Below are 25,586 nucleotides of genomic sequence, written 5' to 3' on the forward strand. Positions count from 1 at the left end.
AGGGCGTGATTCTCATGGCCTACGGGACCCCGGCGTCCCTCGAGGGCGTGGAGGCATACTACACCCATATCCGCGGGGGGCGGAAGCCAAGCGACGAGCAGCTGGAGGACCTCGTGGGGAGGTACAGGGCCATCGGCGGAGCATCTCCCCTGATCAGGATAACCGAGAGCCAGAGAGACGGCCTGGAAGCCAGACTGAGGAGCGAGGGGTCGGAGACCTTGGTCTACGCGGGTATGAAGCACTCCCCGCCGTTCATCGGGGAGGTCGTCGAGAGGGCAGAAAGAGACGGAGTGGACAGCTTGCTCGGAGTAGTCTTGGCTCCGCACTACTCAAAGACCAGCACTGGCGGCTATCTCGCGGCCATGGAAGAGGCCAGCAGGAAGCTCAATGGCAAAGTGAAAATCGATTTCGTGAAGTCTTGGCACGAGAACCCGAAGTTGGTCGAGTTGTGGGGCGTCCTAGTCAACGAGGCGCAAGGACGGTTCGATGGCAGTCACTGGCTGGTCTGCTCTGCCCACAGCCTCCCCGAGAGAATCCTCAAGGAGGGCGACCCCTACAAGGATGAGCTGCTCGAGACCTCGAAGCTTGTCGCGGATGCGACCGGCAACGGGAAGTGGTCATTCGCATTTCAGAGTGCCAGCCACACGGGCGAGCCATGGCTAGGGCCGGACATACTGGAGCATGCAGAGGAGCTCGGCCGCCGCGGGGAGAGGAACCTCCTGGTGGCACCGCTCGGATTCACGTCGGACCACCTCGAAATTCTGTATGACCTGGACGTCGAGTGCAAGAATTGGGCAAAGGAAGCCGGGATGAGGGTCGAGCGGTGCGATCTGCCCAACGCCAGGCCAGAGATGATAGATGCTCTGTATTCGGTCGTCGAGTCGGCTGGCTACTCGGGCTCAGCGCCTCGGGCGTAGCCGGCCCAAATCGGTCGAACAAAACTACCCAAAGGGCCAGCGAGAATAAAGCATCCGCCATTAGAACCGACTGGAGCTTCACAGGGCTCAGGATGTCCGGGTTCTCCAAGAACTGGCAGAATAAGCAAGACCAGAGCGGCGGGGGCAAGGGGCTCAGCGGGCTGCTGAGGAGCTCCGCACCTATCCGCCCTCAGATCGACAAGGCCACACGTGACATCAGTCTTCTCATCTCCAGGCTCGGCGCCGCCGAAGCCAAGATCAAGACTAGGGACGAGACGATCTTCAGGAAGGTGGTCTTCGCGATGCAGAAGGGGGACAGGGACCACGCTGCGATTTACGCTAACGAGCTATCTGAGGTAAGGAAGGTCGGGTCCACAGTGACCGGGGCCAAGCTCGCCCTCGAGCAGGTCTCGATGAGGCTACAGACGATCACCGACCTCGGGGACATCGCCGCTACGCTGGCGCCGACCGTGGCAGTCGTAAGGGGCGTCAAGGCGGGCCTGGGGACGGTGCTCCCGAACGCGCAAGGCGAGCTGGACGAGATTTCATCGCTCCTGAGCAGCACTCTGGTTGAGGCCGGCTCGGTGGGCGGAACGTCGCTGAACTTCGGGGCCGCCAACGATGAGGCTGAGAAGGTCCTTGAGGAGGCCTCGGCGGTCGCGTATCAGAGGATGGAGCAGGAGCTCCCTAGGGTCCCCGCGACCGCAGCGCGGAGCGAAGAGGACGAAGGGCTCCTCGCGTAGACCATACGATAGGCCCGGCCCTTGCCGTACGGGCGCGGCTCCATTTCCAGAGCATTCTCTCTTTTCTACAATCTACCAAGATTATGTATATATATATGGACGGTTGATTCTTGATGCGTCTTGCCGGCCCTCGCGCTCGCGTTCCGACTCAGGAGCAGGGCCCAGAAGGACCTCGCCTTTGCGCAGGATCTGGCGGCCGCGGCCGTATACGATGTCTTCCCCAGCGCAGTACTTCATGGCGGGACCGCAATCTGGAGGTGCTACGGGGGAAACAGATTCTCTGGAGACCTCGACTTCTACCTTCCCAAGTCTGCGGGCGGGCGGTTTGAACTAGTCTCGAGACGCCTGGAGTCGGACGGGCTGGAAAGAGAGAAAGTGAAGAGGACCGAGAGAGCGATCTTCGCGAGCTTTCGGTATCAAAGGTCAGCCGTCAGCCTCGAAGCCGTCCTACGAGAGAGAGAAAGGTCGGTAACTAGGCCATTCGAGACGCTGAACGGAGGGTACTTCGCGGTCAGGACTCTTCCTCCGGAAGGACTTCTCGCGGAGAAAGCCGCGGCCTACTCGGACAGGAGGAAGGTTAGGGACCTCTACGACGTGTTCTCCCTTCTCCCACTCGTCAAGACCAGGGATGAAGCAGTCTCGGCTGTCGAGGAGATGCTCACCAAGTATAAGAAGCCCATCGACGAGAACAGCCTGAAGGCCCTCGTGCTCTCGGGCGTGGCCCCGCGGGCTGAAGAGATGAAGGAGGCGATCCAGGATTGGGCAAGGTAGTACATCTCAGCAAGGTGAAGGACTTCATCCGGATGACCCCCGTGTTCAGGGTCCGGGACGTGGAAATCATCGTCGGAGACAAGGGATACGCCTCCCTCCTGCTGCACAACCTGGCGTGCAAGGGGGAAGTAAGCAGGGTTGCGAGGGGGTGGTACAGCGCGAGGACGGACCCGACCTTCGCGGTCATGGCCTTCATGCCGGCCTACTTGGGGCTCGAGGAGGCCCTCAGCCTCCATAGGCTCTGGGACCAAGCCACCAACCCGGTGATAGTGACCCCATCGAGGGTCCGACCCGGGCTAAGAGAGAGCATGGGCGGGAGGATAGTCGTCCACAGGATCGAGGAGCGGTACTTCTTTGGATACGACTACCTAGAGTACGAAGGCGCCGCTCTTCCAGTATCCGACATCGAGAAGACTTTGATCGACCTGGTCTACTTCGGCGTGAGCCCGGGGAGGGAGTTCGTCAGGAGTGCCTTGAAGCAATCCGATCGCGAGAAGTTGCGGAAGTATCTCCAGAAATATGAAGTCCCCACGAGGAAGAAGCTGGCCTCCGGTGGGCTGCTCGGGCCTTGACTTGACGGATGGCAACCCCTACTTTAGTCGCCTTGATGCAGGAGGGAACGTCTGCCGTCGCTGAACTTCGGGCCGCACACGGCGAAGCCGAGAAGGTCCTGGTGGATGCTTGCAGCTCTTCTATCTCTTCTTCCGGCCCGGCCAATGCTTCAGCGCCTTCTCAGCCTGTCCGGCCATGAATTCTTCCCACCTCTTTGGGTCCTTCTTGATTTCCTCCAACTCCCCGACAAAATCCTCTTCGTTATGTTGACTAGGCCTCATTCTCGCTGACTCCGAATGGTGTACAGACGCTCAAAGGCTTCGCGGGGCGGCCGAGACTCTCACGATGGAGAGGGATGAAAGTGAAGCACACGCTCACTCCCCTGCGACCGGATCGAAGGCTTCGAGCCAGTCCACCTTCTTCAGTGCTTCGTCATGGGTCATGATCTTCTTCACCCCGGCCCTGCTCATCAGTGCGAGGATGGTTGCGTCTCTGCCCCCCACGCCAAGATGCGAGTACCTCTTGAGCATCTCCAGGGAGTCAAGCGCGCTCCTGTACTCAAAGTCTGAAATGACCAAAGGGAAACGGAGAAACAGGCCGAGTCTTTCCCCTCCCTCGACTGGGCCCAGGTTCTTGATCAGGAAGTGGCCCAACTCCATGATTATTGTCGTGTTGATTGCTATCTGTTCCGATTTCAGCGCCTTTTCCACTGGCTCGACCACTGACTTGTGCTCGGGAGAGTCACGATCGAAGTAGTAGGCCCAGATGCTGGTGTCAATGATGAGGATGGACGACACCCCAAATTGTCTTGAGGTCCTCTGGCTTGACGCTCGACCCCCTGACGCATCCTCTGAGTCCGGAGGCAAATTCGTCCACGCCGACCTCCGGCGACAGGACGAGCTCCTTTCCTTTCGTGGAAATCTTCAGCCTTTGCTCAGGTCTTAGCTTGAGCTCCACCCTAATCTCATTGGGTATCACTATCCTTCCTCGTTCGTCGATTACTGCCTCTCCCACGTCGGTTCCCATCCCACTGAAGTCCCCACACGATTATAACCCTTCCTCCAGCTGCCTAGTGCGTTCGCTCCCGGTTCACACCAGGAACTGCGACGTCCGAAGACCGCGCCCTCAATAGCGGTCTGGTTGATGACGCTCCCAGCGAGCCAGGTCCCAGACCTTCAAGCCTAGGGTCTCCGATTCTTCAAGGACATACCTATCGCTGGTCAGCAAGGGAAGGTCGTATCTCCTCGCAGTCGCCACGTGGAATGAGTCGAAATAGCTCAGCCTCCGTCGGCCGCCGTGCCTTCGGTAGAGGTCGAGTGCGTCTTCGGCGATCTCGGGGGTCATCGGAAGAGAGGTCTGTCTGAAAGACTTGATGTCGGCAACGAATCTTTGCGCGACTTCGAGCGGCAACCCGTCAGCCCTTATCGCCGTGATTGCGTCATCGTAGACCTCCGAAGAGGTTCTCAACTCGAGTTCCCCTTCTTCGGCCGACTTCAAGACTAGCTCGGCTTGGACCTGGCACCTTCCGCCCTTGAGGTAGAAGAAGAACACGTCGGTATCGCACAGGAGGGAAGGCGGGTTCTCCCTACCTTCGCCCTGAATCGACAAGGTCTTCTCCCTTTTCCTCCAGTTCTTCCCACTCTGACCCGATCAAGTCCCTGTACTTGCCCTTTAGCTCGGCGAGTCCCTGGATGGGTTCAAGTTCTATCTTGTTCCCCTTTACTGTCACCTGAAAGCGCCTGACGTGCATTCGCTTCCTCAACTCCAAAGGCAGCAGTATCCTTCCTTTCTCGTCCACCTCTACCACCGTCCTCATTCCCACCAGTTCACTAGTGGGCTGATATTTAAGCCCCCCAAGGGACGACTAATAGGCGCCTCAGAATGCAAGGTCTGCCCACTTCTATGCATTTTCTAAACCCTTTTAGCCGGCTGTGCCTCGGACTTGCACGTGCAAAAATCACGAAAACTACTTGCACAATCACTTATTGCGACTAGCATACTATTGCTCTCCGGCCTCGGCGGCGTGATGTCAGTTGCGACTGCCCTTAGCGGGACGAGCGCAGCCACGGCGAGCCCACTCTTCCATGTGAGGGGCGACGCCACCACATCACCGACCGGTCTCTCTCCTACAACAATCAACCAGCTCTATCAGTTCAACCTCCTGTCATGCAGCTCAGGCTTGACCTGTGGCTCAGGGCAGACGATCGCGATTGTGGACGCCTTCGACGACCCAACGGCGGAGAGCGACCTTGCCACCTTCAGCACCCAGTTTGGCCTACCGGCTTGCACTACGGCCAACGGCTGCTTCACCAAGGCAACGCCCCAGGGACTTCCGAGGGCCGACCAGGGTTGGGCACTTGAAATCTCCCTAGACATCCAGTGGGCTCATGCCATAGCGCCTGGCGCCAAAATACTCCTCGTAGAGGCCGCGACCAATAGCTTCACAAACTTGTTCGGCGCCATCGACTACGCCGCGACTCAGAGCGGAGTACACCAACTATCGATGAGTTGGGGAGGCGGCGAATTCTCCAGCGAAGCTTCTTCCGACTCGCACTTCCAGGTTTCCGGCGTCAGCTTCTTCGCGTCGTCCGGAGACGGCGGACACGGCGTGATCTATCCATCTTCCTCTCCGAACGTCATAGGCGTGGGAGGAACCACACTGAACTTCAACAGGGACAAGACCTTCACGGGCGAGACGGCTTGGCCCGGCAGCGGCGGTGGGATTAGCGCCTATGAGAGCGAGCCGTCCTACCAGGTCACATACGGCGGGACCTCCACAGGGACGCTTCTGACCACCACGGGCGGGAACAGAGGCGCGCCTGACGTGTCGTACGACGCGGACCCGAAGTCGGGCGTCTCCGTTTACGACAGCTATGGCTACCACGGGCAGCATGGCTGGTTCCAGGTCGGAGGCACCAGCGCAGGGTCCCCACAGTGGGCCGCGCTCTTCGCCATCGTGAACAGCGGAAGGTCTACTCCCATCTCCTCCACTTCCTTCGGCACTGGCTCCATCGTCTACAACTCCGCAACTGGCAGCGCCTATGCTTCGAACTTCAGGGACATCACCGCAGGGACCAACGGAAACTGCGGAACAGACTGTAGCGCCTCCTCAGGCTACGACTTCGTGACCGGAGTCGGAAGCCCGCTGGCAAACAACTTAGTGCCATACCTCCAGTCGCATTAAAAGATCCATCCGATATTTTTTGCAGAGTCCTAGTGAGAACCAGGTCTCGGCATGCGCTGGTGGATGTGCCGTGGCCTAGGTGCGAGCTTCGGACCTTTGGAGTATGCAGCCGCCGGGAGGTACTGCGACCCCGTTGACCTGGACTTGGGCCTTGAACGTGCAAGCAGACGCGGGAGGGGCCCCGGAGTATGGGACCCCGAGGTAGTAGCATACAAGCTGGCCGTCATTCTTCGTCTCGTTGTTGACCAGCAGTGCGCAGTGGTTGGCCTTCCATCCGGAGGTCTTGTTGATCCAAGCGAGTACGGCGTGGGAAGAGTACACTGGGAGTGAGGTGCTCGAGCCATTCCCAGTGACAACGAAGATGTCTGAGAAGAGCTGCTGCAGGGGCGCGAAGGTCATCGTGCACCCGTCGAAGGGTACCAGAGTCCCGTTGACGCGGGGCGCGGGGCCGTTGGGCGCTATGTTGCAGTCCGTGCCTACCTTCCCTTTGTAGTCCTGGCCGTTGTAGGAACAAGTTATGACGCTCTCTGGGGATATCCTGCTGAAGAGGCCGCCGAAGCCCCCTTGGAGATTGTCGGCCCGGCAGCTCTCGGTGGCGAGCTCCCCGTTCTGGTCGAAGACCGCGAAGGAACGCCAGACAGGGGCCGGACCGGTGTTGAAGGCTGACATCAGATAGGGTAGGAGGAAAACGATGCTCGAGACTATCAGGATGACGACAACCACGACGGCAGCGACCAACTTCAGAGGATTGCGACCGACTTCCCAAGACTCGCCGTCGGTCGGCTCCTTCTGGGCTGGGGGAACACCTTGGACTTGCAATCCGTTTCGGGGCTGATGGGTTGGTTCACTCCCGACTTAAAGTCCTCTGAGGCCAATTTGTGCAGACTTTCGCGCGAAGGGTCAAGGCCTGTTGACACCGCTCATTAGGAACCGTAGCGCCCAAGTGTCGACTGTCTGACGATGCGAAGCGACACCGCTGCGACTGGAATCTTCCTGTTCGCGCTGGGAGCCGTTGTTGTGTCCATTGGATACGGCTTGCAGGCGAGCACCCCCGTCCCTGAAGGCCCGGCGATGGCCTTCTACTATCCCCTGGCTTACCTGGCGACGCTCACCCAGATGGGAGGGTGGCTCGCGACGGGTGCGGGGGCCTTGGTTGCGACGTACGGGACCATAGGGAAGAGCCAACAGAGCTTTTAGTGCAACCTAAGTTGGCCTCGTAAGTAGTCGAGGGAACTCTCGGTCCTCCAACGTCACCCTAGAAACTTCCGCTGCGTCTACGACTTTCCCTTTCTTCCTGCCCAAACAGAGTTCTGGAGGTCAACCGACGTCAACCCCCCGTAGTCTTCCTTCAGTTTGCCCTTCATTGCTTGGCGTATCCTGTGGGGCATGGGTACTACTTACTCTCGTTGCCTTTTGAGATCAGGTCTACCTCCCGACCATACGTCGGTCTTAAATACATGGAATTCATTTATTTCGCATGGTAGTGACCGACACCGCGACGATTACAAGCAAGAGCATGGTCAACATCCCTGCCAGCTTGAGGAGAAAGTACGCGCTCAAAGAAGGCACCAAGGTGGCGTTCGTCGAGTACGAGGGGGCGATTTTGCTTGTCCCTCTCCTGTCACCTAGCGAATTGTTCGGGATAGACAGGGACCACAAAGACGAGATTGTGAAGGCGGTACGAGGCTTAGAGAGTGAGCGCAGAAGAGAAGCGGGAAAGGATTGACCGGTTACACCTTCGATACTGGGGTAATCTCCCTTCACTTCGCTGAAGACCGACGGGTAGAGGGTGCGTTCCGCGACGTCGAGTCGGGCCGCTCCCCTGGAAGCGTGGCCAGCGTGAACATGGCGGAACTCTTCTATCTGACGTGCCGCGTCCTCGGAAGACAGACGGCAGTGATCCGGTTCCGTCAGACTGCCGAGATCCTGAACGTGGTTGAGACGGATGAGGACCTTACGTTGCGGGCGGGGGCGTTCAAGTGCAGGGACTCCCAGCTCTCGCTCTCCGACTCCTTCGCCCTGGCGTTGGCACAGAGGACGGGTGCGATCCTCCTTACCACAGACACCCAGCTCGCGAATAACAAGGCGGTGCGGACTAAGCACTTTCCTGTGTCTACCTAGGACTCGGCCCGGGGCCCCTTCATCGATTCATGGGTTGGCCCGACCTAGTGCTGAGGCTCACGTGCAGGTTAGGCCCTCCTGCCGGAGTGGTTTGCCACCGGCCAAGTTCACCAGGAGCGAACTCCCAGTCATCGGGATAGGAGGGAAGATCGGCGACGCGGAAATCGAACGTCTGAGTCCGAAGCCGCGTGGGAGCTTCAGGACGATTAGATGAGCACCGCCCTCAGATCAGCTACCTTTTCCACCTGTTGGAAGTCGAGGTCTGATGTGACTATCGCGCTTGCCTTGTTAGCCACGGCTACCCCGGCAATCAATACGTCTAGAGCATTGATAGGTCTCCCGACTCTAAGCAACGCGCCCATGATTTGGGCCGCCTCTTCCGAGGCCTTTTGGTCTAGGGGGAGCATCCGGATTTCGCCAACCAGGGCTCTGATCGCCATCTCCTCTTTCTTGAGCCTCATGTGAGAGATGGGGGCCATCAGTTCGAAGTAGGAAATCGCCGTGGTGGCGATGACCTCTCCGGACTGCAAGGCTGCCGCCACAATGGACCTAATTCTCTCACCGCCGCGCAGGAATTCTATCACTGCAGAAGTGTCGAGGATCATCAAGTCCGGGACCTTGCGCCATTCCGGATCGCCCGCGACTCCTTCTCCAACTTCGCCAGGTGCTCGCTGTCAGAGAGTGCGCCCCAGAGAGCAAGCGGGTCTTCCTTCCTGTCCAGAATCCTCTCGATGAGGTCGCTGAAACTCTCGCCGGCGCGTTTGACCCCGGCTAACTTCCGATAGACCTCCTCCCTTATGGCGAGGGTTTTGGTGGGCATCTACATATGTGTATACATCACTACATATTTAAGACCTGCTGCGCCCGGTAACGGTCTTTGCAATCCCCCTTGCCTGCCTGGCGATGATTAACCAGATAGGAGGATGGCTGGCAGGGTGACTACTTTGATGAGGATCGTAGTCACCTCTTGAGCGCAAACCTGAGGCGCCTATACTCCTTCTTGCTGTCTTTTCCCTCTGCGGTGCTCCCGCCCAGTATTACGAACTTCACTTTACCGGGACCTTGGCGAGTCTGAACGAATAGTTCACCAAGGACTGGCCATGCATAAATTGAGGCCGTGTGCCTCTCAAGAAGTAGTTTTCACCGGCACCCTCAGACATGGCCGATTTCGGAGGTCTTCTCGGGCGTGAATACTAGGACCGAATCTGGCTTCCTTCCATTAATCCTCCATTTGTCAAGATGCCAGCCCGAGAGTTCTTCTATGATGCGTTTCATCTTCGGAAAATCTACCCCCTTGACCAATTGGGCTTCCCCCTGGAGCATCACACCTCTTCCAATACCATCCTCGACTACGTCCGTTACGATGCAGCACCTAGAATTCCGTTCGATGTTACGGGCTTTCTTTGTTTTGGCAACTGTTGGTATGTAGACAGTTCCCTTGTGATAGAAGTATCCCACAGGGACACAGTGGGGATAACCTTCTGAGTCCATAGTTGCGATGCGGCAAGTATCGATCCGCTTCAGAAATTGTTCGTGCCTTTGACTGAATCGTACTGCGGTTCCCTTCAAGGGTTCACAATCAATCATCGAGAACCTTGGAACCAGTTAGGTGTGCTGTCGCCGGACGACAGAACTACATGTAGGGCGGAAATTCTCCTCTCTCAAGAGTCGAACACTTTCACCGACCCTGTCTGGGAGTTCCGATTCAAAACTTCCAAACTGTTTTAAGCGGGAATTCCTTCAGACTTCACGATGACCACCCTTGAGAGCAAGGTAGCCTCAATCGAAAGACATCTTGAGGAGCTGGAGGAGACAATGGAAGTGATTTCCGACAAGAAAACCACCAGAAGCATAGCCAGGGGCCTCAAGGACTTGCGGGAAGGGCGATTCCGCAGGTACGAGGACGTGAACGAACTCCTCAAGGGAATCCAGCACGGTTGAGCTACGCCCTCATTTCGACGGCCAACTTCGAACGAGGGATGATGCGTTTGTCTTCCGCGGATTTCAACCGGAGCAGGCAGACACTTTTGGACATAGCTTCGGACCCCTACTCTTTCAAGGAACTGAAGGGAAGGTTCAGGAACCTCCGGAGCGCCCGTTTTGGAGACCGAAGGATAATTTACACCGTAGTGGAACAGAAGAAGGAGGTCGTATTGTTGGCCGTTGAGCCTCGTAGATCAGCCTACGCAAGATGATCCGTGCAACCCTAGTTTGAATCAGAAAGTGTGCGGTCGCCCGGACTTCAACCGCGTCGCATGAATGATCGATGGGAATTCTTGTGTTCAGATTCTGCAATCGTAGGTGACTACTTTGATGGGAAACGTAGTCACCTCTTGAGAGCAACCCTGAGACGCCTGTACTCCTTCAGGATCAGCTCCAGGGCGCCGTCGAGAGCGCGATACCTTTCGCTTTCTGGCAGGATGGACAAAAGGATGAGTTGGAGCCTCTCAGTCAGGAACTCTGCCTCGCCTGCTGAGAGCGTGCTACCTTCCATATCCTACGGTAATAAAGGAATGTCACGGCCGCGAAAAGTATTATCCCGAGGATTATTGCGAAGACGACGAACGACAGGGTGGTGCCCAACCCAGCCGGTACGTTTGACATATCCACACACGCCTATCAGAATAAACATCGCTTCGTATTAAAGCCGCGGCTCCCCAAAAAGCCCACAGCCCTTGCAATGCTACTGCGGTAGGCCACTGGTCAAGACGAGGGAAGGGTTTCTGGTCTGCAGGCAGTGCAGGCGGGCACCGGTAAATTGCGATTGCTTCCCGATTTGAATGCGTGACGTAGGGCCCTAAAGGGAGTCGAAAGAGTCCTTCGAAGAGGCTTTAAGGAAGCTGAGAGTTCGTCTTCCTAAGTGGGAGCCCTTTGCTCCTCCAACACATAATGAAGCTGAACTGCGAAGAATGCAAGCTGAGAACTGAGCATTACGTCCAAATTCGAGATAGTGTGATGCTGGTCTGCCGTTGCCTGAGGTGCGGCCAGCTCAAAAGAAGTCTTGGAGAAGATGACAGGGCCTATCCTTCTGATGACCGTAGGCCGATATACGTGTCCTGACTAGTGAGGGAAATGGTTGACAAGGAAGCGATTCTCTGGCACCCAAAGGAGAACGGCAAGGTAGTCTGCAACGCCTGTTACAGAGGGTGCCTGATACCCGAAGGGTCTCACGGATTCTGTTACGTAAGAAAGAACAAAGGAGGCAGGCTGTACCTCTCCTCGTACGGGAAGCTGGCAGCGATGCAAGTCGACCCGATAGAGAAGAAGCCATTCAACCACTTCTACCCAGGGACGTTCGTATCCACCGTAGGTACCGTGTCCTGCAACTGGCACTGCATGTTTTGCCAGAACCATTCGATAAGCAAGGAAACCGAGGTCTACGGCGAGGACGTGATGCCTGACGAGGTCCCCAACCTGGCCACAGCGAACGAGTGCGAGGGGGTCGGGTTCAGCTACAACGAGCCAACGATCTTCATCGAGTACGTAATCGACGCTGCCAAAGAAGCCCACAACAAGGGAAAGTACACCGTCTTCGTGACCAACGGGTATGCCACGGAGGAAGCAGTCAGGGCGATCAAGGGCTACGTGGACGCCGTCGTCGTGGACTACAAACGGAGCGGAGAGCAGCTCTTCCAGAGGAGGCAGACGATGACCGTCGGCGCAGAGCCCGTGAAGCAGACCCTCCTGGAGCTGAAGAAGCAGGGGATCCACACCGAACTCACCGACCTGATTATACCACAGGTCGGAGAGGACCTTGAGGAGGCAGGGAGGCTCTGCAGGTGGCTGTACGACAACCTCGGACCCGACGTGCCGATTCAATTCACTCAATTCCACCCCGACTACAAATTGCTCGACCTCCCCGTCACCCCCTACGAACTCCTCCTGAAGCACTACGATATGGCGAAGGAAATCGGGTTGAACTACGTCTACGTCGGGAATGTCCCAGGCAGCCCCTACGAGCACACATACTGCCCAGGATGCGGAACGGCGGTCATCAAGAGGTATGGTTTCATGATAACAGACTGGGCCCTGGATGAAAAGCACAATTGCAAGAACTGTGGACACAGAATCCCGATAACCGGCCAAAGGGCGAGCCGCTTCCGTTACAGGGACATTGAGGCCTTCTACATTCCGAAAACCTTGCCCCGATGATGCAGTCCGTAGAAGGGGAACGGCGTCCTTGGTGACATGATTAATGCGTAGTCCGCTAACTGAAGGAACCAAAGAATGACTCGCTCAAAGCTTACCAAAGCGTGGGGTCGCCGGGACCACAAACCTACGCGTGGGTCGAAAATTCGTCCCAACTCGCATGGAAAAGCCCGTAGAATTGGGCTCCCAGCAACCATTCCTGAAAGGTTTTAATTTCCAGGGCTACACTGCGTTCAGGATGTCGGAAGAAGCCGAGTATTCTTATTCGGGGATAGCCTGCGACAACACTGGCGTCATCACCTCTTACGGCATAGGGGCAACAAAGCTGTTCGGCTGGAGGGCGGATGAGGTCATTGGGAAGCAGAGCGTGACAATCTTTCACGAGCCTCAGGCGCTCGCGACCCTCGTCCCCCGGCTTCTAAGGACTGCAGCGGAAACGGGCAAGTTCGAGGAGGAGGTGACCCTGGTCAGGAAGGATGGGTCGAAGTTTCTTGCGATGCTCACCGTAAGGCCAATCAAGAAAGGTGGGGATATTGTGGGCTACATGGGCCTGACCAGGCCGATCAGGGAAGTTACACAATCGCCAGTTGAGATCGCGCCCAGGCAACACGGCGTCTGGATTCGCGAGCTCAGGGCACCGTTTCTCCTTCTCCCCGCAATCTTTGTCCCAGTTGGTCTGCTGATGGCCTGGGGCCAGGGGAGTTTCAACCCGCTCTACGCAGTGCTGACACTGGCTGGCGCGCTGTGCCTCCACGCGAGCGTCAACGTCCTCAACGACTACTTCGATTACACCTCGGGCATCGACCTCATCACCGCCCCGACCCCGTTCAGCGGCGGAAGTACGATACTGCCCTCGAAGTTGTTGACACCCAAGAGCGTCCTTACTGGGGGGCTGCTCTTCCTTTCGGTCGGGACGGCGGTGGGAGCATACTTCGTGGTCCGATTCGCCTTCGACCCCGTTGTCCTGGCCATCACAGGAATCGCCGTCGCTTCTATTCTCGCATACTCCTCGTTCCTCTCCAAGTGGGGGATAGGGGAACTCGTTACAGGCCTCAACTTCGGGCCTCTCCTGGTGCTCGGCACCTACTATGTACAGACCAGGGCCCTAGCTGTCCAGCCTCTCGTGGTCGGAGGAGTCCTGGGCATTCTAACGGCTGGGATTCTTTACATTAACGAGTTCCCGGACGTCGACGCCGACGGCTCAAGGGGCCGGCGGGACCTGGTCGTCAGATGGGGCAAGCAGGCGGCCGCTTCACGCTTCAAGGTGCTGCTGGCGAGCGCCTATGTCGTATTGGTCTTGGGTGTGGCGAGCGGTCTCGTCACGCCCTTAGCCCTTCTGGGTCTGCTTACAATCCCGAAGGCACGTAGCGCGGCAAGAATACTTGATAATACCAAAGGAAAAACTCCTGAACTGATCCCCGGGATGGCCGCAATGGTGATGACGACTCTTCTCACCGGAGTGCTGCTGGCCTTGGCATACCTGGCCCAAGGTCTGATTGGATAAATCTAACAAGATCGGGGTGTCCGGTCGCTGAGACTTCCGACCCACGTTCATGCAAGTCTGTGTTCGTTCTTAATTTACCGTAAATTAAAGCTCAAATCCGACCTATGGCATTATCGGCAGTAGTTTGGTCACACCAAGGTGTGAAGGCTCAAGTATGACCACCTCTATTGGTGAAAGGATACCAACGCCCAAGGTCACCAGAAGCGAACTTCCGGTCATTAGGATAGGAAGGAAGATTGGCGACGCGGAGATTGAGCGCCTGATATCCGAAGCAGCCGCCGAAGTCTCGGGATGAGCCCAGAGGCTGTCGTCTACACCTACGTGCCGGTTGACGCGACTGTCGCGGAGACGAGCGCGGACACCCACGGGACCATCGGTAAGAGCCACAGCGGCTCATAGCCTGGCCAATTCGAACACGTGCCAAGTCCCAGCGCCTTCGCGTAAGAGGCGTAGAGACCAAGGAAGGAAGGCAAGACCGAAAACAGAAGGGGCGCAGCCCGGATCTAGATAGATCAGGACCACGCTGTTGCGGTCGTTCCGGCCACTGAAGCAGAGCACGGACCACTCGTGTAACACGTGTGGTATGCTGAGCCTGACGGAGTATGCAGGTAGACGCTGATCCGTACAACTGGAGAACCAGTGCTCAGTGTCTTTGAGGCCCCTGTCGTTGAACAGCTCGACAGCGATACGAATGTCCAGACGCCGTTAGCTTGTCTGAAGTATGCGTATGTGTACGCCGAACCGTTGTTGTTGTTGCACTTTAGGTGTGCTACAGGGAATGATGCTGTTGCTGGGGCAATGGAAAACGCAAACGCAATCCAAATTGCTGCCCCGACCGCCAGTGTGGTCGACATCGTCTTTGATGTGCCCATCGAGCTTCGTGCCGGATGAAGGTGTTAAAAACGATTGTAAGGGAACAACCTTCTGTCAGGCCCTGCGCATAAACATAAGGCACCACGGAGGGGCAGTCGTGTGGAATCTGATAATCTCCATCCAATTGCCCCGTGCTTGGCCACCGGTTGACTCGACTTACCCGAATTCGACAATTATTCTCTCGGGTATGCCCGAGTTGTTCAGAAATAGGGTAAGCGAGGTGCTTCCCGCGAAGTTCAACTGTTCTAGCTCCTCGAAAGCCCGTAGGGCTTCGGCCGTCCCTCTCAGTTTGAATGCGTACTCCTGAAGTAGCTGGAGGTATACCTCGTTCTTGCCCATCAAGGGGTCCGTAATATCTACCATCAATGACCCAACCTTTTTCCATGCGTTTGGTTTCTTCGCTCGATCGGCGCGCTTAGAAGGACTCTCCCTGTGAAGGTTCTCGCGCATCAACTCCCCTGAGGCCGCCCCATACCTGTCGACCTGCTTCTGATAGTGTTCGAGAAGCTTCTTGATGTAGAGTCTCATGCTCTGGGTAGAGTCGAATGTTACAAGATAGTCGGGGAATTGGGGGACTTTGTCGACCAAGTTCGATCGCCTCTAGACGGGTATCGGGAAGAGTGTCTGGGCGATCGCCACCGTCGCCAGGGTGAGGAGCACCATGACTACGGCGTGTTTGAATCCCTCAGCTATGCTGGCTTCCCCCATCTTGCCGGCCACGATTCCGATCACCCAAGACTCGAACACAGCTGCGGCAAATAGGAGATCCACGGTTTCTGGATCGACCTGGAACTGTGTTGCACTCGAAGCCAGTCCGCTCGCTGCTCCTTGTCCTAAGAAGTATATGAAAATGTAAGTCGTCGAGATTATCATTATCCCTGAGATGTAGGCGATGAATGTATACCCTCGGAGGGCCGCCCTCGTCTCCAGCTCCATCGTATTCACCCTCTTTGTGAAGTCAGCCATGTCAGAGAACGACTTCACAGTACCTCCGCCCACGACTACGACCTCCAGCATCAATGTCCCCACTGCGCGTGCTATCCAGCTGTTGACTCGGACTACGAAGGCGGTAAGGACCTTCTTCAGGGACAGGCCCCATGTCAGTTGAGACCCCATCTTACTGACCGGCCTTGACAGAGCGCCATAATTGCGACCTACGAGCCTCTCCACGCTGGCTTCAGGCGCCAGACCTATCTTCCGACCTTCTGCAACGTCTCTGATAAAGTCAGGCAGGGCCTTCTCGATCCCCCTCCTATCTGCCGAGTACTTCGTCGCGAAGATCGCTGCGGGTAGTGCGAGCACGATCAGGGCGAGCGACAAGTGCAGATAGACTCTGATAGGAAGCGGGAGGAGGTAGAGTGCGACCCCGAACGGAAGCGTGATTGCGAATATCTTGTAGGGTCGGGTGTCCGTGAAGGGCCACTTCGGCTGTGTCCCATCAAGCACAAAGATGAAGACCCCGGAGACCAACGGAACGACCACAAACGCGAAAGTGAAGATGTTGGTGAGCCCCGAGACGTCTCCAGCTACCAGTGATTGCACGATGTACAGGGTGAAGACGATTATTCCGAGAACAACTGTTACGATGAGGTAGATTTCGGCGATCGCCCCGGTTATCTCGGAGGCCCTCTTGATTCTGGCCGCCCTCTCGTCGAAGACTTCCTTCAGCTTGATCGCGAGGTAGTTGATGTTGTCCCCGCCCGTCCGCAGGACTGTGGCGTACCCGGAAAGGAGCTCAGAGTACCACTTGTTGGGGTTGTACCTTGATGCACTCTCGAGAGCGTTGACCGGCTCTTCGCCATAGACCTCCACGTCCACGAGTAGCCTGTAGGCCTCCTTCGATGCGCCCGGGAAGATGTTCATCGTCGAGATTCTCTTCAATATCTGCACCAATGACTGCCCGCCCCCAGCGATTATGGACATGAACCCGACCACGAAGGGAAGCTCATTCTCCAGCCGACTTGCCCTCGAAGCCGCGCTGTATCCAGGCGCGTTCAGTACAATCATTGGGACTATGGGGATGGCGAGAAGCAGGAATGCCGCTGCATTGAAGCCAAGAATGGCGACCGAGAGAGTGACTATCGCAATGACTGCTATTCCGGTCGCAAGCGTCAGAAACAAGGCAACCGAGACTAGCCCCTCGGGGGTCACCGATATGTCAGACTTCAACAGGCTCTCCCTCAGACCCGGTATTGCCTTCGCGATACTTCTGGCTGGGGACCTGAAGATCCTGAAGGACGTGGTGGTGAGTCTGTCGAAGACTGTCAGTGGGACGGGTATCTCAGGCCTGCCGGGTTGGTCAAATCCACTTCTACTCACCCGAACCACGGCCTCCAGTCGCTCCGAGTTCTCTCACTGCCCTCTGGTAGGTTTCATTGGGATTCTTGACGTAGGATTCGAAGAGGGGCGTTGTCTCTCTGAAATTGCGAATGTCCTTGCTCCGCATCCACTTCAAGACGACGCTCCTTCTCCTGATTTCCTCCTCGACATCCCCCATGGACTTTCCCAGGTCCGCTGCGAGCTTCTGCAGCTTTCTGCTGTTCTTGAATGGTGCCGCTGTCTGAGTGTCAGTTGTAGGATCCCAATTGAACATGCGTGTGTAGTCGCCGACACCACCCACCTCGTCCACCGAAATGATTCTTCTTGCTGCGATGGTTCCGCCGTCCGGCGTTGGCAGTACAACCCTCCTCACGGTATACACGAGGTCCAGGAAGGAGATGAAAGAATCGGGCACGTCCATTGGCTTTGAAGTCAGCCTCTGTATCGCCGATGCGGCCTCGTCGGCGTGGAGGGTACAGAAACCCCCGTGGCCAGTGCTTATCGCCTGGAACAGGACGTAGGCCTCCTCACCTCTGACCTCCCCCACAACGATAATGTCGGGCCTCATCCTCATCGCTGCCTTTACGAGCTCGAAGAGGCCTATCTCGCCGGGTCCCTCTTCGGTCACGCCGTACTTCTCCCTGGAGACAAGCGGTGACCAGTTCGGATGAGCAAGGTTGAGCTCCTGGACCTCTTCTATGGTGATTATCTTGGCGTTCGTCCTTGTCATGGTGAGAAGCGCGTTGAGGAGGGTCGTCTTGCCAGACCCAGTGGCTCCCACTACCATCGCGACAGCCTTGTTCTCCATCAGCAGCCAAGTGTAGGCTGCGAGGTTGAAATCGAGGACGCCCAGCTTGAGCATGTCGATGATCGTTATTGGGTCTTCTCTGAACCTCCTTATGTTCAGGGTCCCTCCCGAAGGCGAGACTTCCGTCATGTAGGTGGCGATCATCCTGTGCCCGCCGGGTAGGGTTCCCTGCACTATCGGATAAGCGGTCGAAACGTGCCTCCCCGAGATGTGGGCGAACCTACCTATCAGGTCCGTCATGGATTCCGCGTCTTCGAACACCACATTGGTGGGAATCCTCTCGTACTTGTTGTGATAAATGAAGACGGGCTTGTCGATGCCGTCGACCGAAATGTCCTCAATGTTAGCGTCCCTCAGAAGGCCGTCGAGGTCGCCAAAGCCCACAATGTCTCTCTCCGCGAAGTAAAGAATCTTGGACCAAGGAAGCTTGGGAATCTCGATGGAGTACTTTGATGCTATCTTCCTTGCCTGAAGGTCGAAGTATTCGCTTGGGTTGACCTGCGTTCTTGGAATCGTCAATTCGTTCTCCAGGGCTTTCATCAGGTAGGTGTACGTCTGCGCCTCTGAATCTGAGAGGGGGACTTCGTCGAGGAAGTAGACGGTGTTGTTCCCTGTCGGGTCTTGGGCAATTGTCGCGTATACGAACGCGCTGTAGATGGGATACCTCTCGATGACCTTCCAATTCGGAGGGACCGGCCTTCCGGTGCGGGGGCGCATTATTTCCGAAGCGACGGGCTTTCGCTCGAATACGCTCAGCAGTCCCGGCTTCCCTGACTGAGCCACGGTTCTCTTACTTTGCTTCTCCGCTTCCTCGATGGCACGTTCGTCCTCAGCGCTCTCCCTCTTTGTCTGCTTTGCCTGGGCCCTCTCCTGATCTCTACGCTCTCTCTCTTCTCGTCGTGTTGCCTCCATCTCGGCTTTGAGCTTCCTCTCAGCTTCCTTCCTGGCCCTTTCCTGTTCCTTGATTCGCTCCCTTTCCTCTTTCCTCGCCAAGTCGGACTCTTCACTTTTGGCCCCACCTGATTTGTTCTTCTGACTTTCGTCTGTCAATTTTCAACCCATTCCATTTCTAACTCAGGCTCGAATCGTGTACTATTAATCTCAGTCGGACACCGCCAGCTCAAATTCGACGTTCTGGTAGCCTCTCCGGGAGAGCTTAAGGTGCGCATAGCAACTCAATATAGGAAAATTGTGACATAGGGCAGATTTTGGCCGTAATTTGCCGACGTGGCGGCACAACTAGCTTGGTTAGTGCCTTCGCAACCGTGGGATAGTATGAATACGAGTAAATCCGCTGGTGGGGTTATCGAACTTGACCCCGTGGTGATTTGCCCAATACCTACTTGACTTACAGTTCGACACCCTGATCCACCTTGCTGACAGACAGGATAGGGGTTAGCCCCGCCCGATGAAGCGAAAGTGAGGGTCACCGGCTTATTGTACTGCAGGACAATGGGAGTGTAGTGGTCGAGGATTACGCTCCCAGATGTTGAAACTAGGTACCAGTAAAGGAGGCCAAAGCCGCTCGCACCATGAGGCGTAAACATTTCCAGCACAGTGTTCTCGTCCAAGACAAGGTTCTTGTGTAGAGAATTGAGGTTCTTAACGGTAATCGAGAATGCTAAGCCCGAGTAGGTTGGACCAGTGTTCGCATATAACGCACTGTTAATTGTAAATGCAGAAGAAAATGCCGCAGACAAACAGAACCCTGAGGTATCGGTCGCAACATTCGCAGCAGGGCAAGTTGGATTCTGCGCTGGAGTCTGTACTGTGTAGAAGATGAACGAGTTCTGATTGAGGAAAAGATCCCCGATCGCCCCGCTGGAGAGCGCGTTCAGCGCCGCTTGAACAGGAGTGGGCGGATAAGTCTGAACGAATACATTGCCTCGGGAAGTGACAACCTTGAGAAGACAATTAGGGGAGCTTGCGATTGTTATGATACAAGGCACTCCTGTATCGATGAATGAAGAGTTCCCCAGGACACTTGTCGTAACTGGAGGAAAGGGAGGTGATGAACTTGCCGTTTCGCTCGTGACAACGTTGGAGGCATCAGTTACGAAGGCAGCAACTATCGTTGTCGCAACACCACCCCTGTTCGTAGCCATGAATTGAAGATCATTTGTTATCGGGTCGATCTGGGTCGCCAGCACGAGGTTCTCGGATAAGGCAGCTTGCTGGTTCAGAAACCTCGCTTGTTGTGCCCCCTGAAGCAGGGCATTGTTTGTGTTCACACTAAGATAGAATCCCAAACCAACTGTAAAGATCAAGGCGAAGAGGATTACCGCCGCAATTATTCCCGCGACGCCTCTGACTCTCTGGCCTCTTCTTAATTTGATTTTCAAGGTGCCACTCCGAACTGGATAGCTACGTAGCCATAGTTCGTCAATACTCGTGCGAAGTAGATTCTACCGGAGTCGAAAATCTGACCGTTCGGAAGAGATACAGTTACAGACGCGACTTGACCTGGCTGAAGAGGCCATTGATGGATAGTCGTAGTACCCGATGTCTGGGTTGTTATTAGAAGAGTGGTCGTGCCTGAGGTAGAGGTGGTCGTTCCGGACGAAAAGGAGAAGGTACCCGCATTCGTAGCACCTGCCTCCGTGATCAGAGTCGTTTTTGTACCGCTTATCGTGGTTACTAGGAATTGAAATGGCGCTATATTGCACCCTGAGTTCACAGTCTGCGTACCCGTGTAGAGGTTATTGATTGTAGATGTCGTAGCCGATGTCGCAGTCGAAGAGGACGCTGCGCTTGTCGTCAGTGGCGTTAGAGTAGCCGCAGATGTCGAGTAACTGAATCCAGTACTGGTAGTAGACGTTGTAGTTGTGGTCGTCAGAGTGGTTATGAATCGTGTAGTAATTGGTGTGGTTGTCGTCGTCGTGGAATAGGTCAAGGTACCCGATGTCGTGGTCTTAGAGGTAGTACTAGTACCCGAAGTGGTTGTCGTAGTTATCGTAGAGCTTCCCGATGTGGTGCTCGAAGTGGAGGTCGTCGTGCCAGATGTGGTCGTGGCAACCGAGTGCTGCCGGAAGTAGTAGTTGTGGTGGTTGTTAGAGGCACTCCCCTGCTCGTTGTGGTCACTGTGATTATCCTTGTACCAGATGTGGTGCTCGAAGTACTCGTCGTTGTCCCTGAGGTCGTCATCGTGGAATAGGTCAAGGTACCCGATGTCGTGGTCTTAGAGGTAGTACTAGTACCCGAAGTGGTTGTCGTAGTTATCGTAGAGCTTCCCGATGTGGTGCTCGAAGTGGAGGTCGTCGTGCCAGATGTGGTCGTGGCAACCGCAGATGTCGAGGCAATGGTCGACGTCACCGTGGCCGTCGGAGCCGTCGCGGCGCTTGCGGTCAAGAATGTGGTCGTCGAAGAGATAATGGAGGTAACCGTCGGGGAACTTGTTGTCGATGTAGTCGTGGTTGTTACGAACAACGGGCTTGTACTTGTACCGTACATCGTGCTAGTCCCAGGCGAGTTGTACAAGACTAGGGCTACGATTGACAAAGGTTTTTGCCCTGAATTAAGAAGCCACAATGTTGCGGTGTTGGGGTTTGCCGCTTTGTCAAACTGAATTGCGACGACGTCGAGTTTCACGCTGAAGCAATTTACCCCAGCCTGGGCCGACGCCCCTATTTGGCTCCCGGCAACTCCTGACTGCGAGTTTGCAAAGACGAACAGAAGCACGCCAGCGACCAGTGTGATCCCTATCGTCACAACGGACCCTAAAAGCTCGGAAACGGCTAATCTCCTGCGAAATTTCTTCCTAAGATACATGAGCGTACGATTAAACTCAAACGAGTCGTTGACAGATTTAAGTTTTCCAGCCGTCAGTGAGGTTCTGTTAACTTGACTGGTGTCCAAGGTCCTCCCTGTTAACTCGCTGGTGCCGAATGAGTCGGCTCGGCGCAAGTTAACAGAGCCGTCAGTGACGTTGAAACTTGCCTGCCGCTCGAGTTGAAGCATGAATGAGGGGCGGGCTAACTTCTGAAGTGAATAGTGAGAGGATGTTACGAGGTAAGCGAACGCTGTCTTACTTGAGCGCTAAGCGAACGTGTTCGCAAATGAGATTGTCTGGCCCCCAGTGAGGACCACATTGCCGGAGAAGCTGTCGCCAGGGTTCGCCGTTCCGGTTCCTACCGCGGTGAAAGTTATGTATTTCGTGGCCCCGGCAGCAAGGACACAGTTCACGCCTGAGACCGTAACCGTCCCTCCGCCTGCGTTGGATGAGATTGTCACCGACCTAATTGTGCCAGCTCCAGTTCCAGTGTTGTGTAATTCAAGCGATTGACCTGCGGTGGCGGACGCCGTGCAGGTCGCGGCTACTGCCCCTGGGGTCGCTAGTGTTCCGGAAGATATCGTGAGTGTGCTCGACGATATGTAGGAAATCTGCGGTGGATTTCCAAAGATATTGAAGAGATTGAAAACGAACCCTGCGATGGCAATTCCTGCGATCAGTGTAATCGCAATCAATATGACAGTGGCCAGAATTGGAGTAATGGCTTTCCTGCCATGGCTCGCATCTATCTTCATTATTCAAAAGGCCCAAACCGGGCGCATATATGCGTTTCTGCCAGAATCACACAATATTGCAATTGGGGTTTCACTTGCGCATAAACATCGTTCACATGGGCTTCTTTTACTCGGGCGGAGGCGAGAAGGTAGCCATCCGCCAGGCTTTGGGCCTTCGCAGGCGGGGGCATCTGGTCAATGTATTCAGCCCGATTATTTATCCGGATAGGAGCTTCCCCCGGCTTCTAAAGGAGGTGGCTCCTCAGAGGCTCGTACCACACTTCCCATTCCCATTTCCATTCCGGGAAGGTTCCGCGATGCTGGCGTCCGCGATCCTCCCCCTAGGGCTCCGGAAGTCGGCAGACTGCGACGTTCTAATCTGTCACTCTCAACCCAGCATGTGGCTGGGTCTCAGAACCAATTCGCTCTTCGACGTCCCGTACGTGGGCTATCTGCACCAACTGACCACATTCATTCATCAACGTCCCAAGATCGGGGAGAACTGGAACACCCCCGACTTTCAACTCCTCAGTGGGTTAGTCGGGAACCTTGGAAGGCCGGTAGCCAGGGCACTAGATCAGATGTGCCACAGGAGGGCTAGGAAGTTACTGTACAACTCGGACTGGACGAGGGGCCTCTTCTCCCAGGAATACAGGGTCGGAGGAAGCACATGTTATCCCGGGGTCGACCCGCCCATCGTTCGCGGCGCAATTCGTCACAACCAGGTGGTTATGGCAGCCAGACACTACCCTTGGAAGAGGATCGACCTCGCTTTTGAGGTAATTCGTCGCCTGAAGGGGAACATACCCAAGCTGATGATAACTGGAAAGGAGACCTCGACAACTCCCACTCTTCGGAAGCGTGCGTCGGACCTTGGGGTATCGAACTTGGTGGATTTCACTGGGTATCTGGACGATGAGACCCTATCAAGATGCTTTGCCGAGTCGAAGGCATACATTCAAACGAGCATCGCGGAGCCTTTCGGACTAGGCCCACTTGAAGCTCAGGCTCACGGAGTTCCGGCCGTCGTATGGGGTGACTCAGGGGTCAAGGAGACGGTTCTCGACGGGGAGACCGGCTTCCACGCAAAGCCCTACGACCTTGATGACTTTGCATCGAAGCTCCAGACAATTCTCACGGACCAGGAACTCTGGAGGAAGATGTCTGCTCGGGCTGTGGAGTGGGCTTCCAGCTTTACCTGGGACAGACACCTCGACATCGTGGAGGCTGCAGTGATTGACGCTCAGAAGTGATAAGGAACTCACCCTAAACTTGGGGTCCGGCGACCAGACCTATGGCGACGTCAGACTCGACCTCTTCCCCACCGCCTCAACAAACATCGTTGGCGATTGTCAGCATCTTCCCTTCAGGGAGGGCGCATTCGCAAGGGTCTACGAACAGAACCTCTTCGAGCATCTCCCGAATCCGGGCAGGCATCTCGACGAGGTGAGGCGGGTGTTGATGCCTTCAGGGGTCCTAACGCTCATCACCGACAACGCGGCTTGCCTGAAGTTCTACATCTTGGGCACGCACACGGGCGGCTACCGAAAGCACGACGGGAAAGACGTGCACTACGCCGTCTTCACTCTCGAGCACATCAGAAACTTCGTGGCAAATTCAGGCCTCAGGTTGAGGCAGCTCAAGCTCGTCGACACAGACTATTATACCAGAATCATCGACCGCGTCGTTCGCGTGTTCGCCCCGTCTCTCTCCTATCCTAGGATCTACCTTGAGGCGGAGAGGCCCTGAAGCTCCAGCTCACTCTCGACCTCGACATCTACTGGGCCGGACTCAAGGACCTCGCCTCCAAGTTCAACATAACCCACTTCCTGCTCCTCTACTTCGCCGTCCATATGCTTCAGATTGCCTTCCCCAACGACGGAGGGATGGTCTTTGACGAGGCACACTACATCCCGGCGAGCCAGGACACCCTGGGAGGCATAGCGGCGAACGCGGAGCATCCCCCGCTACCCAAGCTCATTTCTGCGCTGGGAATCGGCCTCCTGGGCAACAACTGGTTCGGCTGGAGGTTCCCCCAAGTCCTGATGCAGATTGCCGCGATGTACCTGTTCTATCTCATCGCAAGGAGGCTCCTCGGCGAGAGATGGGGGCTGCTCGCGACGATGTTCCTCGGGCTGGACACTGTCTGGTTCATTCATGGAGGGACGCTCCTCATCGACATGCCGATGTTCCTCTTTGGCCTGCTCGCCATTGAGCTCTACATGCGCAAGCGCCCGTGGCTCTCCGCGGCGAGCATGGGCCTCGCCTTCACGGCTAGGGAGATGAGCATCTTCTGGTTCGGAGCACTAGTGATCTATCACCTCTACACAAACAGACAAACCATGGGCCCGGCGCTGAGGGTTGGCGTCAAGTACCTCGCCGTGGCGCTGCTCGTCTTCGGAGTGGTGATGTTCGCGTACGACATCAGGTACCAGCCTCCGATCTCGACGAGCGTAACGACCACGGTCAATACCCAAGTCATCGAGAACAACGGAACGGCAGTCACGACCTTTACGACGACATTCTTGAGCACCAGCAAGCAGGTTATCTGGAACCCGATTCAACATGTCTTGTTCATCTATCAGTACCACGGCCCCAGCGGGATAGTCATAGACGAACCGTACGCGCCTTACCAATTCGCGTGGAACTGGATCTTGCCGTTTGACCCCGTGCCCTTCAACGGCACTTATCACGCTCCGGAGCCGTTCAACTCAGCCACCTACTATCGGGTGGACGTGGACGTATCGGCTGGGAACGTAACTAACCACTACATCCCGACTTGGTATCAGGCCCAGGCCAACCTTGCGGTCTGGTATGGGTTCTGGCCCGCGCTCGCGGGTGCAATCTACTTGATACTCAAGCGGAGGGAGACCGGCACGGCCCTGTTCATTGCCGGAGGAATCGCCCTCAACTATGCCCCGTGGTTGGCCCTGAGCGTCCTCGTCCGTCGCATAGGCTTCAACTATTACTTCATCTACACGCTGCCATTCGTCGCCCTTGGGCTCGCCTTCTTCTACAAGCAAATGCCCAGCAAGTACGGGAGAGAACTCGCAGTCTTGAACTTAGTGTTGGCGCTCTTCTTCTTCGTGTGGTTCTTCCCAGTTCGTCCTCTCACCTAAGGTGAGTTCAGTACTGGACGTTT

The 25,586-nt window shown here is 56.1% G+C and carries 32 protein-coding genes; 17 read left to right on the forward strand and 15 right to left on the reverse strand.

Going from position 1 to position 25,586, the window contains the following annotated elements; genetic code table 11:
- Window positions 1–14 precede the first annotated feature (14 nt).
- The 4 genes from hemH to HY247_02910 all read left to right on the forward strand — a co-directional run bounded on the left by hemH (window position 15) and on the right by HY247_02910 (window position 3,003).
- Entirely contained in the window at window positions 15–917 is a 903-nt protein-coding gene (gene hemH, locus HY247_02895; protein QQG49532.1) for a ferrochelatase, read from the forward strand.
- A 92-nt stretch (window positions 918–1,009) separates the two neighbouring features.
- Window positions 1,010–1,660 (forward strand): hypothetical protein, encoded by a 651-nt coding sequence (locus HY247_02900; GenBank protein ID QQG49273.1) that lies wholly within the window; start codon window positions 1,010–1,012, stop codon window positions 1,658–1,660.
- 120 nt (window positions 1,661–1,780) lie between these two features.
- Window positions 1,781–2,431, forward strand: coding sequence for a nucleotidyl transferase AbiEii/AbiGii toxin family protein (locus HY247_02905; GenBank protein QQG49274.1), 651 nt, complete (start codon window positions 1,781–1,783; stop codon window positions 2,429–2,431).
- Window positions 2,419–3,003, forward strand: a complete 585-nt coding sequence (locus tag HY247_02910; GenBank protein QQG49275.1) for a hypothetical protein — start codon at window positions 2,419–2,421, stop codon at window positions 3,001–3,003. The genes HY247_02905 and HY247_02910 overlap by 13 nt, the downstream gene beginning before the upstream one ends.
- 120 nt (window positions 3,004–3,123) lie before the next feature.
- Here the strand turns inward: HY247_02910 and HY247_02915 are convergent, their stop codons facing one another.
- The 5 genes from HY247_02915 to HY247_02935 form a co-directional block, all read right to left on the reverse strand.
- Window positions 3,124–3,264: a hypothetical protein gene (locus HY247_02915; GenBank protein QQG49276.1), complete on the reverse strand. Its 141-nt coding sequence runs from the start codon at window positions 3,262–3,264 to the stop codon at window positions 3,124–3,126.
- A 93-nt stretch (window positions 3,265–3,357) separates the two neighbouring features.
- A complete protein-coding gene (locus HY247_02920; protein ID QQG49277.1) occupies window positions 3,358–3,780 on the reverse strand; it encodes a type II toxin-antitoxin system VapC family toxin in 423 nt (140 codons plus the stop codon).
- Entirely contained in the window at window positions 3,758–4,009 is a 252-nt protein-coding gene (locus tag HY247_02925) for an AbrB/MazE/SpoVT family DNA-binding domain-containing protein (GenBank protein QQG49278.1), read from the reverse strand. Before HY247_02925 ends, HY247_02920 begins: the two co-directional genes overlap by 23 nt.
- A gap of 99 nt (window positions 4,010–4,108) precedes the next feature.
- Window positions 4,109–4,591, reverse strand: coding sequence for a PIN domain-containing protein (locus HY247_02930; GenBank protein ID QQG49279.1), 483 nt, complete (start codon window positions 4,589–4,591; stop codon window positions 4,109–4,111).
- Window positions 4,569–4,799, reverse strand: coding sequence for an AbrB family transcriptional regulator (locus tag HY247_02935; protein ID QQG49280.1), 231 nt, complete (start codon window positions 4,797–4,799; stop codon window positions 4,569–4,571). The genes HY247_02930 and HY247_02935 overlap by 23 nt, the downstream gene beginning before the upstream one ends.
- 210 nt (window positions 4,800–5,009) lie before the next feature.
- Between HY247_02935 and HY247_02940 the strand changes: the two genes are divergently transcribed.
- Window positions 5,010–6,167 carry a S53 family peptidase gene (locus HY247_02940; GenBank protein QQG49533.1) on the forward strand — a complete coding sequence of 386 codons (1,158 nt, stop codon included), beginning with the start codon at window positions 5,010–5,012 and terminating at the stop codon, window positions 6,165–6,167.
- Between the two features lie 75 nt (window positions 6,168–6,242).
- Here the strand turns inward: HY247_02940 and HY247_02945 are convergent, their stop codons facing one another.
- Complete coding sequence (locus tag HY247_02945; GenBank protein ID QQG49281.1) at window positions 6,243–6,986, reverse strand: hypothetical protein; 744 nt, start codon at window positions 6,984–6,986, stop codon at window positions 6,243–6,245.
- Window positions 6,987–7,127: 141 nt separating this feature from the next.
- On the opposite strand from HY247_02945, the gene HY247_02950 reads away from it, so the two are divergent.
- The 3 genes from HY247_02950 (at window position 7,128) to HY247_02960 (ending at window position 8,288) form a co-directional block, all read left to right on the forward strand.
- Window positions 7,128–7,364: a hypothetical protein gene (locus HY247_02950; GenBank protein ID QQG49282.1), complete on the forward strand. Its 237-nt coding sequence runs from the start codon at window positions 7,128–7,130 to the stop codon at window positions 7,362–7,364.
- 280 nt (window positions 7,365–7,644) lie between these two features.
- Window positions 7,645–7,893 (forward strand): AbrB/MazE/SpoVT family DNA-binding domain-containing protein, encoded by a 249-nt coding sequence (locus HY247_02955; GenBank protein QQG49283.1) that lies wholly within the window; start codon window positions 7,645–7,647, stop codon window positions 7,891–7,893.
- A complete protein-coding gene (locus tag HY247_02960; protein QQG49284.1) occupies window positions 7,890–8,288 on the forward strand; it encodes a PIN domain-containing protein in 399 nt (132 codons plus the stop codon). Before HY247_02955 ends, HY247_02960 begins: the two co-directional genes overlap by 4 nt.
- A 206-nt stretch (window positions 8,289–8,494) precedes the next feature.
- Here the strand turns inward: HY247_02960 and HY247_02965 are convergent, their stop codons facing one another.
- The 3 genes from HY247_02965 to HY247_02975 form a co-directional block, all read right to left on the reverse strand.
- Complete coding sequence (locus tag HY247_02965; GenBank protein QQG49285.1) at window positions 8,495–8,896, reverse strand: type II toxin-antitoxin system VapC family toxin; 402 nt, start codon at window positions 8,894–8,896, stop codon at window positions 8,495–8,497.
- A complete protein-coding gene (locus tag HY247_02970; GenBank protein QQG49286.1) occupies window positions 8,893–9,108 on the reverse strand; it encodes an antitoxin VapB family protein in 216 nt (71 codons plus the stop codon). Before HY247_02970 ends, HY247_02965 begins: the two co-directional genes overlap by 4 nt.
- Before the next feature lie 332 nt (window positions 9,109–9,440).
- The gene (locus HY247_02975; GenBank protein QQG49287.1) at window positions 9,441–9,875 is read right to left on the reverse strand and encodes a pyridoxamine 5'-phosphate oxidase family protein; all 435 of its coding nucleotides are present in this window, start codon (window positions 9,873–9,875) and stop codon (window positions 9,441–9,443) included.
- Between the two features lie 165 nt (window positions 9,876–10,040).
- Here HY247_02975 and HY247_02980 point away from each other — a divergent pair, with 165 nt between their 5' ends.
- Together HY247_02980 and HY247_02985 are read left to right on the forward strand one after the other, a co-directional pair.
- Window positions 10,041–10,229: a hypothetical protein gene (locus HY247_02980; protein ID QQG49288.1), complete on the forward strand. Its 189-nt coding sequence runs from the start codon at window positions 10,041–10,043 to the stop codon at window positions 10,227–10,229.
- A 47-nt stretch (window positions 10,230–10,276) separates the two neighbouring features.
- The gene (locus tag HY247_02985; GenBank protein ID QQG49289.1) at window positions 10,277–10,483 is read left to right on the forward strand and encodes a type II toxin-antitoxin system RelE/ParE family toxin; all 207 of its coding nucleotides are present in this window, start codon (window positions 10,277–10,279) and stop codon (window positions 10,481–10,483) included.
- A gap of 131 nt (window positions 10,484–10,614) precedes the next feature.
- On the opposite strand, the gene HY247_02990 is transcribed toward HY247_02985, so the two are convergent.
- On the reverse strand, window positions 10,615–10,782 hold the full coding sequence (locus HY247_02990) for a hypothetical protein (GenBank protein QQG49290.1): 168 nt from the start codon (window positions 10,780–10,782) through the stop codon (window positions 10,615–10,617).
- 578 nt (window positions 10,783–11,360) lie between these two features.
- On the opposite strand from HY247_02990, the gene amrS reads away from it, so the two are divergent.
- The 3 genes from amrS (at window position 11,361) to HY247_03005 (ending at window position 14,236) form a co-directional block, all read left to right on the forward strand.
- Complete coding sequence (gene amrS, locus HY247_02995) at window positions 11,361–12,440, forward strand: AmmeMemoRadiSam system radical SAM enzyme (GenBank protein ID QQG49291.1); 1,080 nt, start codon at window positions 11,361–11,363, stop codon at window positions 12,438–12,440.
- Window positions 12,441–12,615: 175 nt separating this feature from the next.
- Window positions 12,616–13,941 (forward strand): UbiA family prenyltransferase, encoded by a 1,326-nt coding sequence (locus HY247_03000; GenBank protein ID QQG49292.1) that lies wholly within the window; start codon window positions 12,616–12,618, stop codon window positions 13,939–13,941.
- A gap of 154 nt (window positions 13,942–14,095) precedes the next feature.
- The gene (locus HY247_03005; protein ID QQG49293.1) at window positions 14,096–14,236 is read left to right on the forward strand and encodes a hypothetical protein; all 141 of its coding nucleotides are present in this window, start codon (window positions 14,096–14,098) and stop codon (window positions 14,234–14,236) included.
- Between the two features lie 734 nt (window positions 14,237–14,970).
- On the opposite strand, the gene HY247_03010 is transcribed toward HY247_03005, so the two are convergent.
- The 4 genes from HY247_03010 to HY247_03025 form a co-directional block, all read right to left on the reverse strand.
- Window positions 14,971–15,402: a hypothetical protein gene (locus tag HY247_03010; GenBank protein ID QQG49294.1), complete on the reverse strand. Its 432-nt coding sequence runs from the start codon at window positions 15,400–15,402 to the stop codon at window positions 14,971–14,973.
- Between the two features lie 12 nt (window positions 15,403–15,414).
- Complete coding sequence (locus tag HY247_03015) at window positions 15,415–17,133, reverse strand: type II secretion system F family protein (GenBank protein QQG49295.1); 1,719 nt, start codon at window positions 17,131–17,133, stop codon at window positions 15,415–15,417.
- A complete protein-coding gene (tadA, locus tag HY247_03020) occupies window positions 17,126–18,934 on the reverse strand; it encodes a Flp pilus assembly complex ATPase component TadA (GenBank protein QQG49296.1) in 1,809 nt (602 codons plus the stop codon). Before tadA ends, HY247_03015 begins: the two co-directional genes overlap by 8 nt.
- Window positions 18,935–19,116: 182 nt before the next feature.
- Window positions 19,117–20,283, reverse strand: coding sequence for a hypothetical protein (locus HY247_03025; GenBank protein ID QQG49297.1), 1,167 nt, complete (start codon window positions 20,281–20,283; stop codon window positions 19,117–19,119).
- Window positions 20,284–21,113: 830 nt separating this feature from the next.
- Between HY247_03025 and HY247_03030 the strand changes: the two genes are divergently transcribed.
- Window positions 21,114–21,506 (forward strand): hypothetical protein, encoded by a 393-nt coding sequence (locus tag HY247_03030; GenBank protein QQG49298.1) that lies wholly within the window; start codon window positions 21,114–21,116, stop codon window positions 21,504–21,506.
- A gap of 470 nt (window positions 21,507–21,976) precedes the next feature.
- Here the strand turns inward: HY247_03030 and HY247_03035 are convergent, their stop codons facing one another.
- Window positions 21,977–22,465, reverse strand: coding sequence for a hypothetical protein (locus tag HY247_03035; protein ID QQG49299.1), 489 nt, complete (start codon window positions 22,463–22,465; stop codon window positions 21,977–21,979).
- Between the two features lie 74 nt (window positions 22,466–22,539).
- On the opposite strand from HY247_03035, the gene HY247_03040 reads away from it, so the two are divergent.
- From HY247_03040 to HY247_03050, 3 genes are all read left to right on the forward strand, one after another.
- The gene (locus HY247_03040; GenBank protein QQG49300.1) at window positions 22,540–23,697 is read left to right on the forward strand and encodes a glycosyltransferase family 4 protein; all 1,158 of its coding nucleotides are present in this window, start codon (window positions 22,540–22,542) and stop codon (window positions 23,695–23,697) included.
- Complete coding sequence (locus HY247_03045; GenBank protein ID QQG49301.1) at window positions 23,681–24,193, forward strand: methyltransferase domain-containing protein; 513 nt, start codon at window positions 23,681–23,683, stop codon at window positions 24,191–24,193. Before HY247_03040 ends, HY247_03045 begins: the two co-directional genes overlap by 17 nt.
- 104 nt (window positions 24,194–24,297) lie before the next feature.
- A complete protein-coding gene (locus HY247_03050) occupies window positions 24,298–25,563 on the forward strand; it encodes a glycosyltransferase family 39 protein (GenBank protein QQG49302.1) in 1,266 nt (421 codons plus the stop codon).
- Window positions 25,564–25,586: the final 23 nt, after the last annotated feature.

Source organism: archaeon, from assembly GCA_016432545.1.
Taxonomy (GTDB): domain Archaea; phylum Thermoproteota; class Nitrososphaeria; order Nitrososphaerales; family Gagatemarchaeaceae; genus UBA183.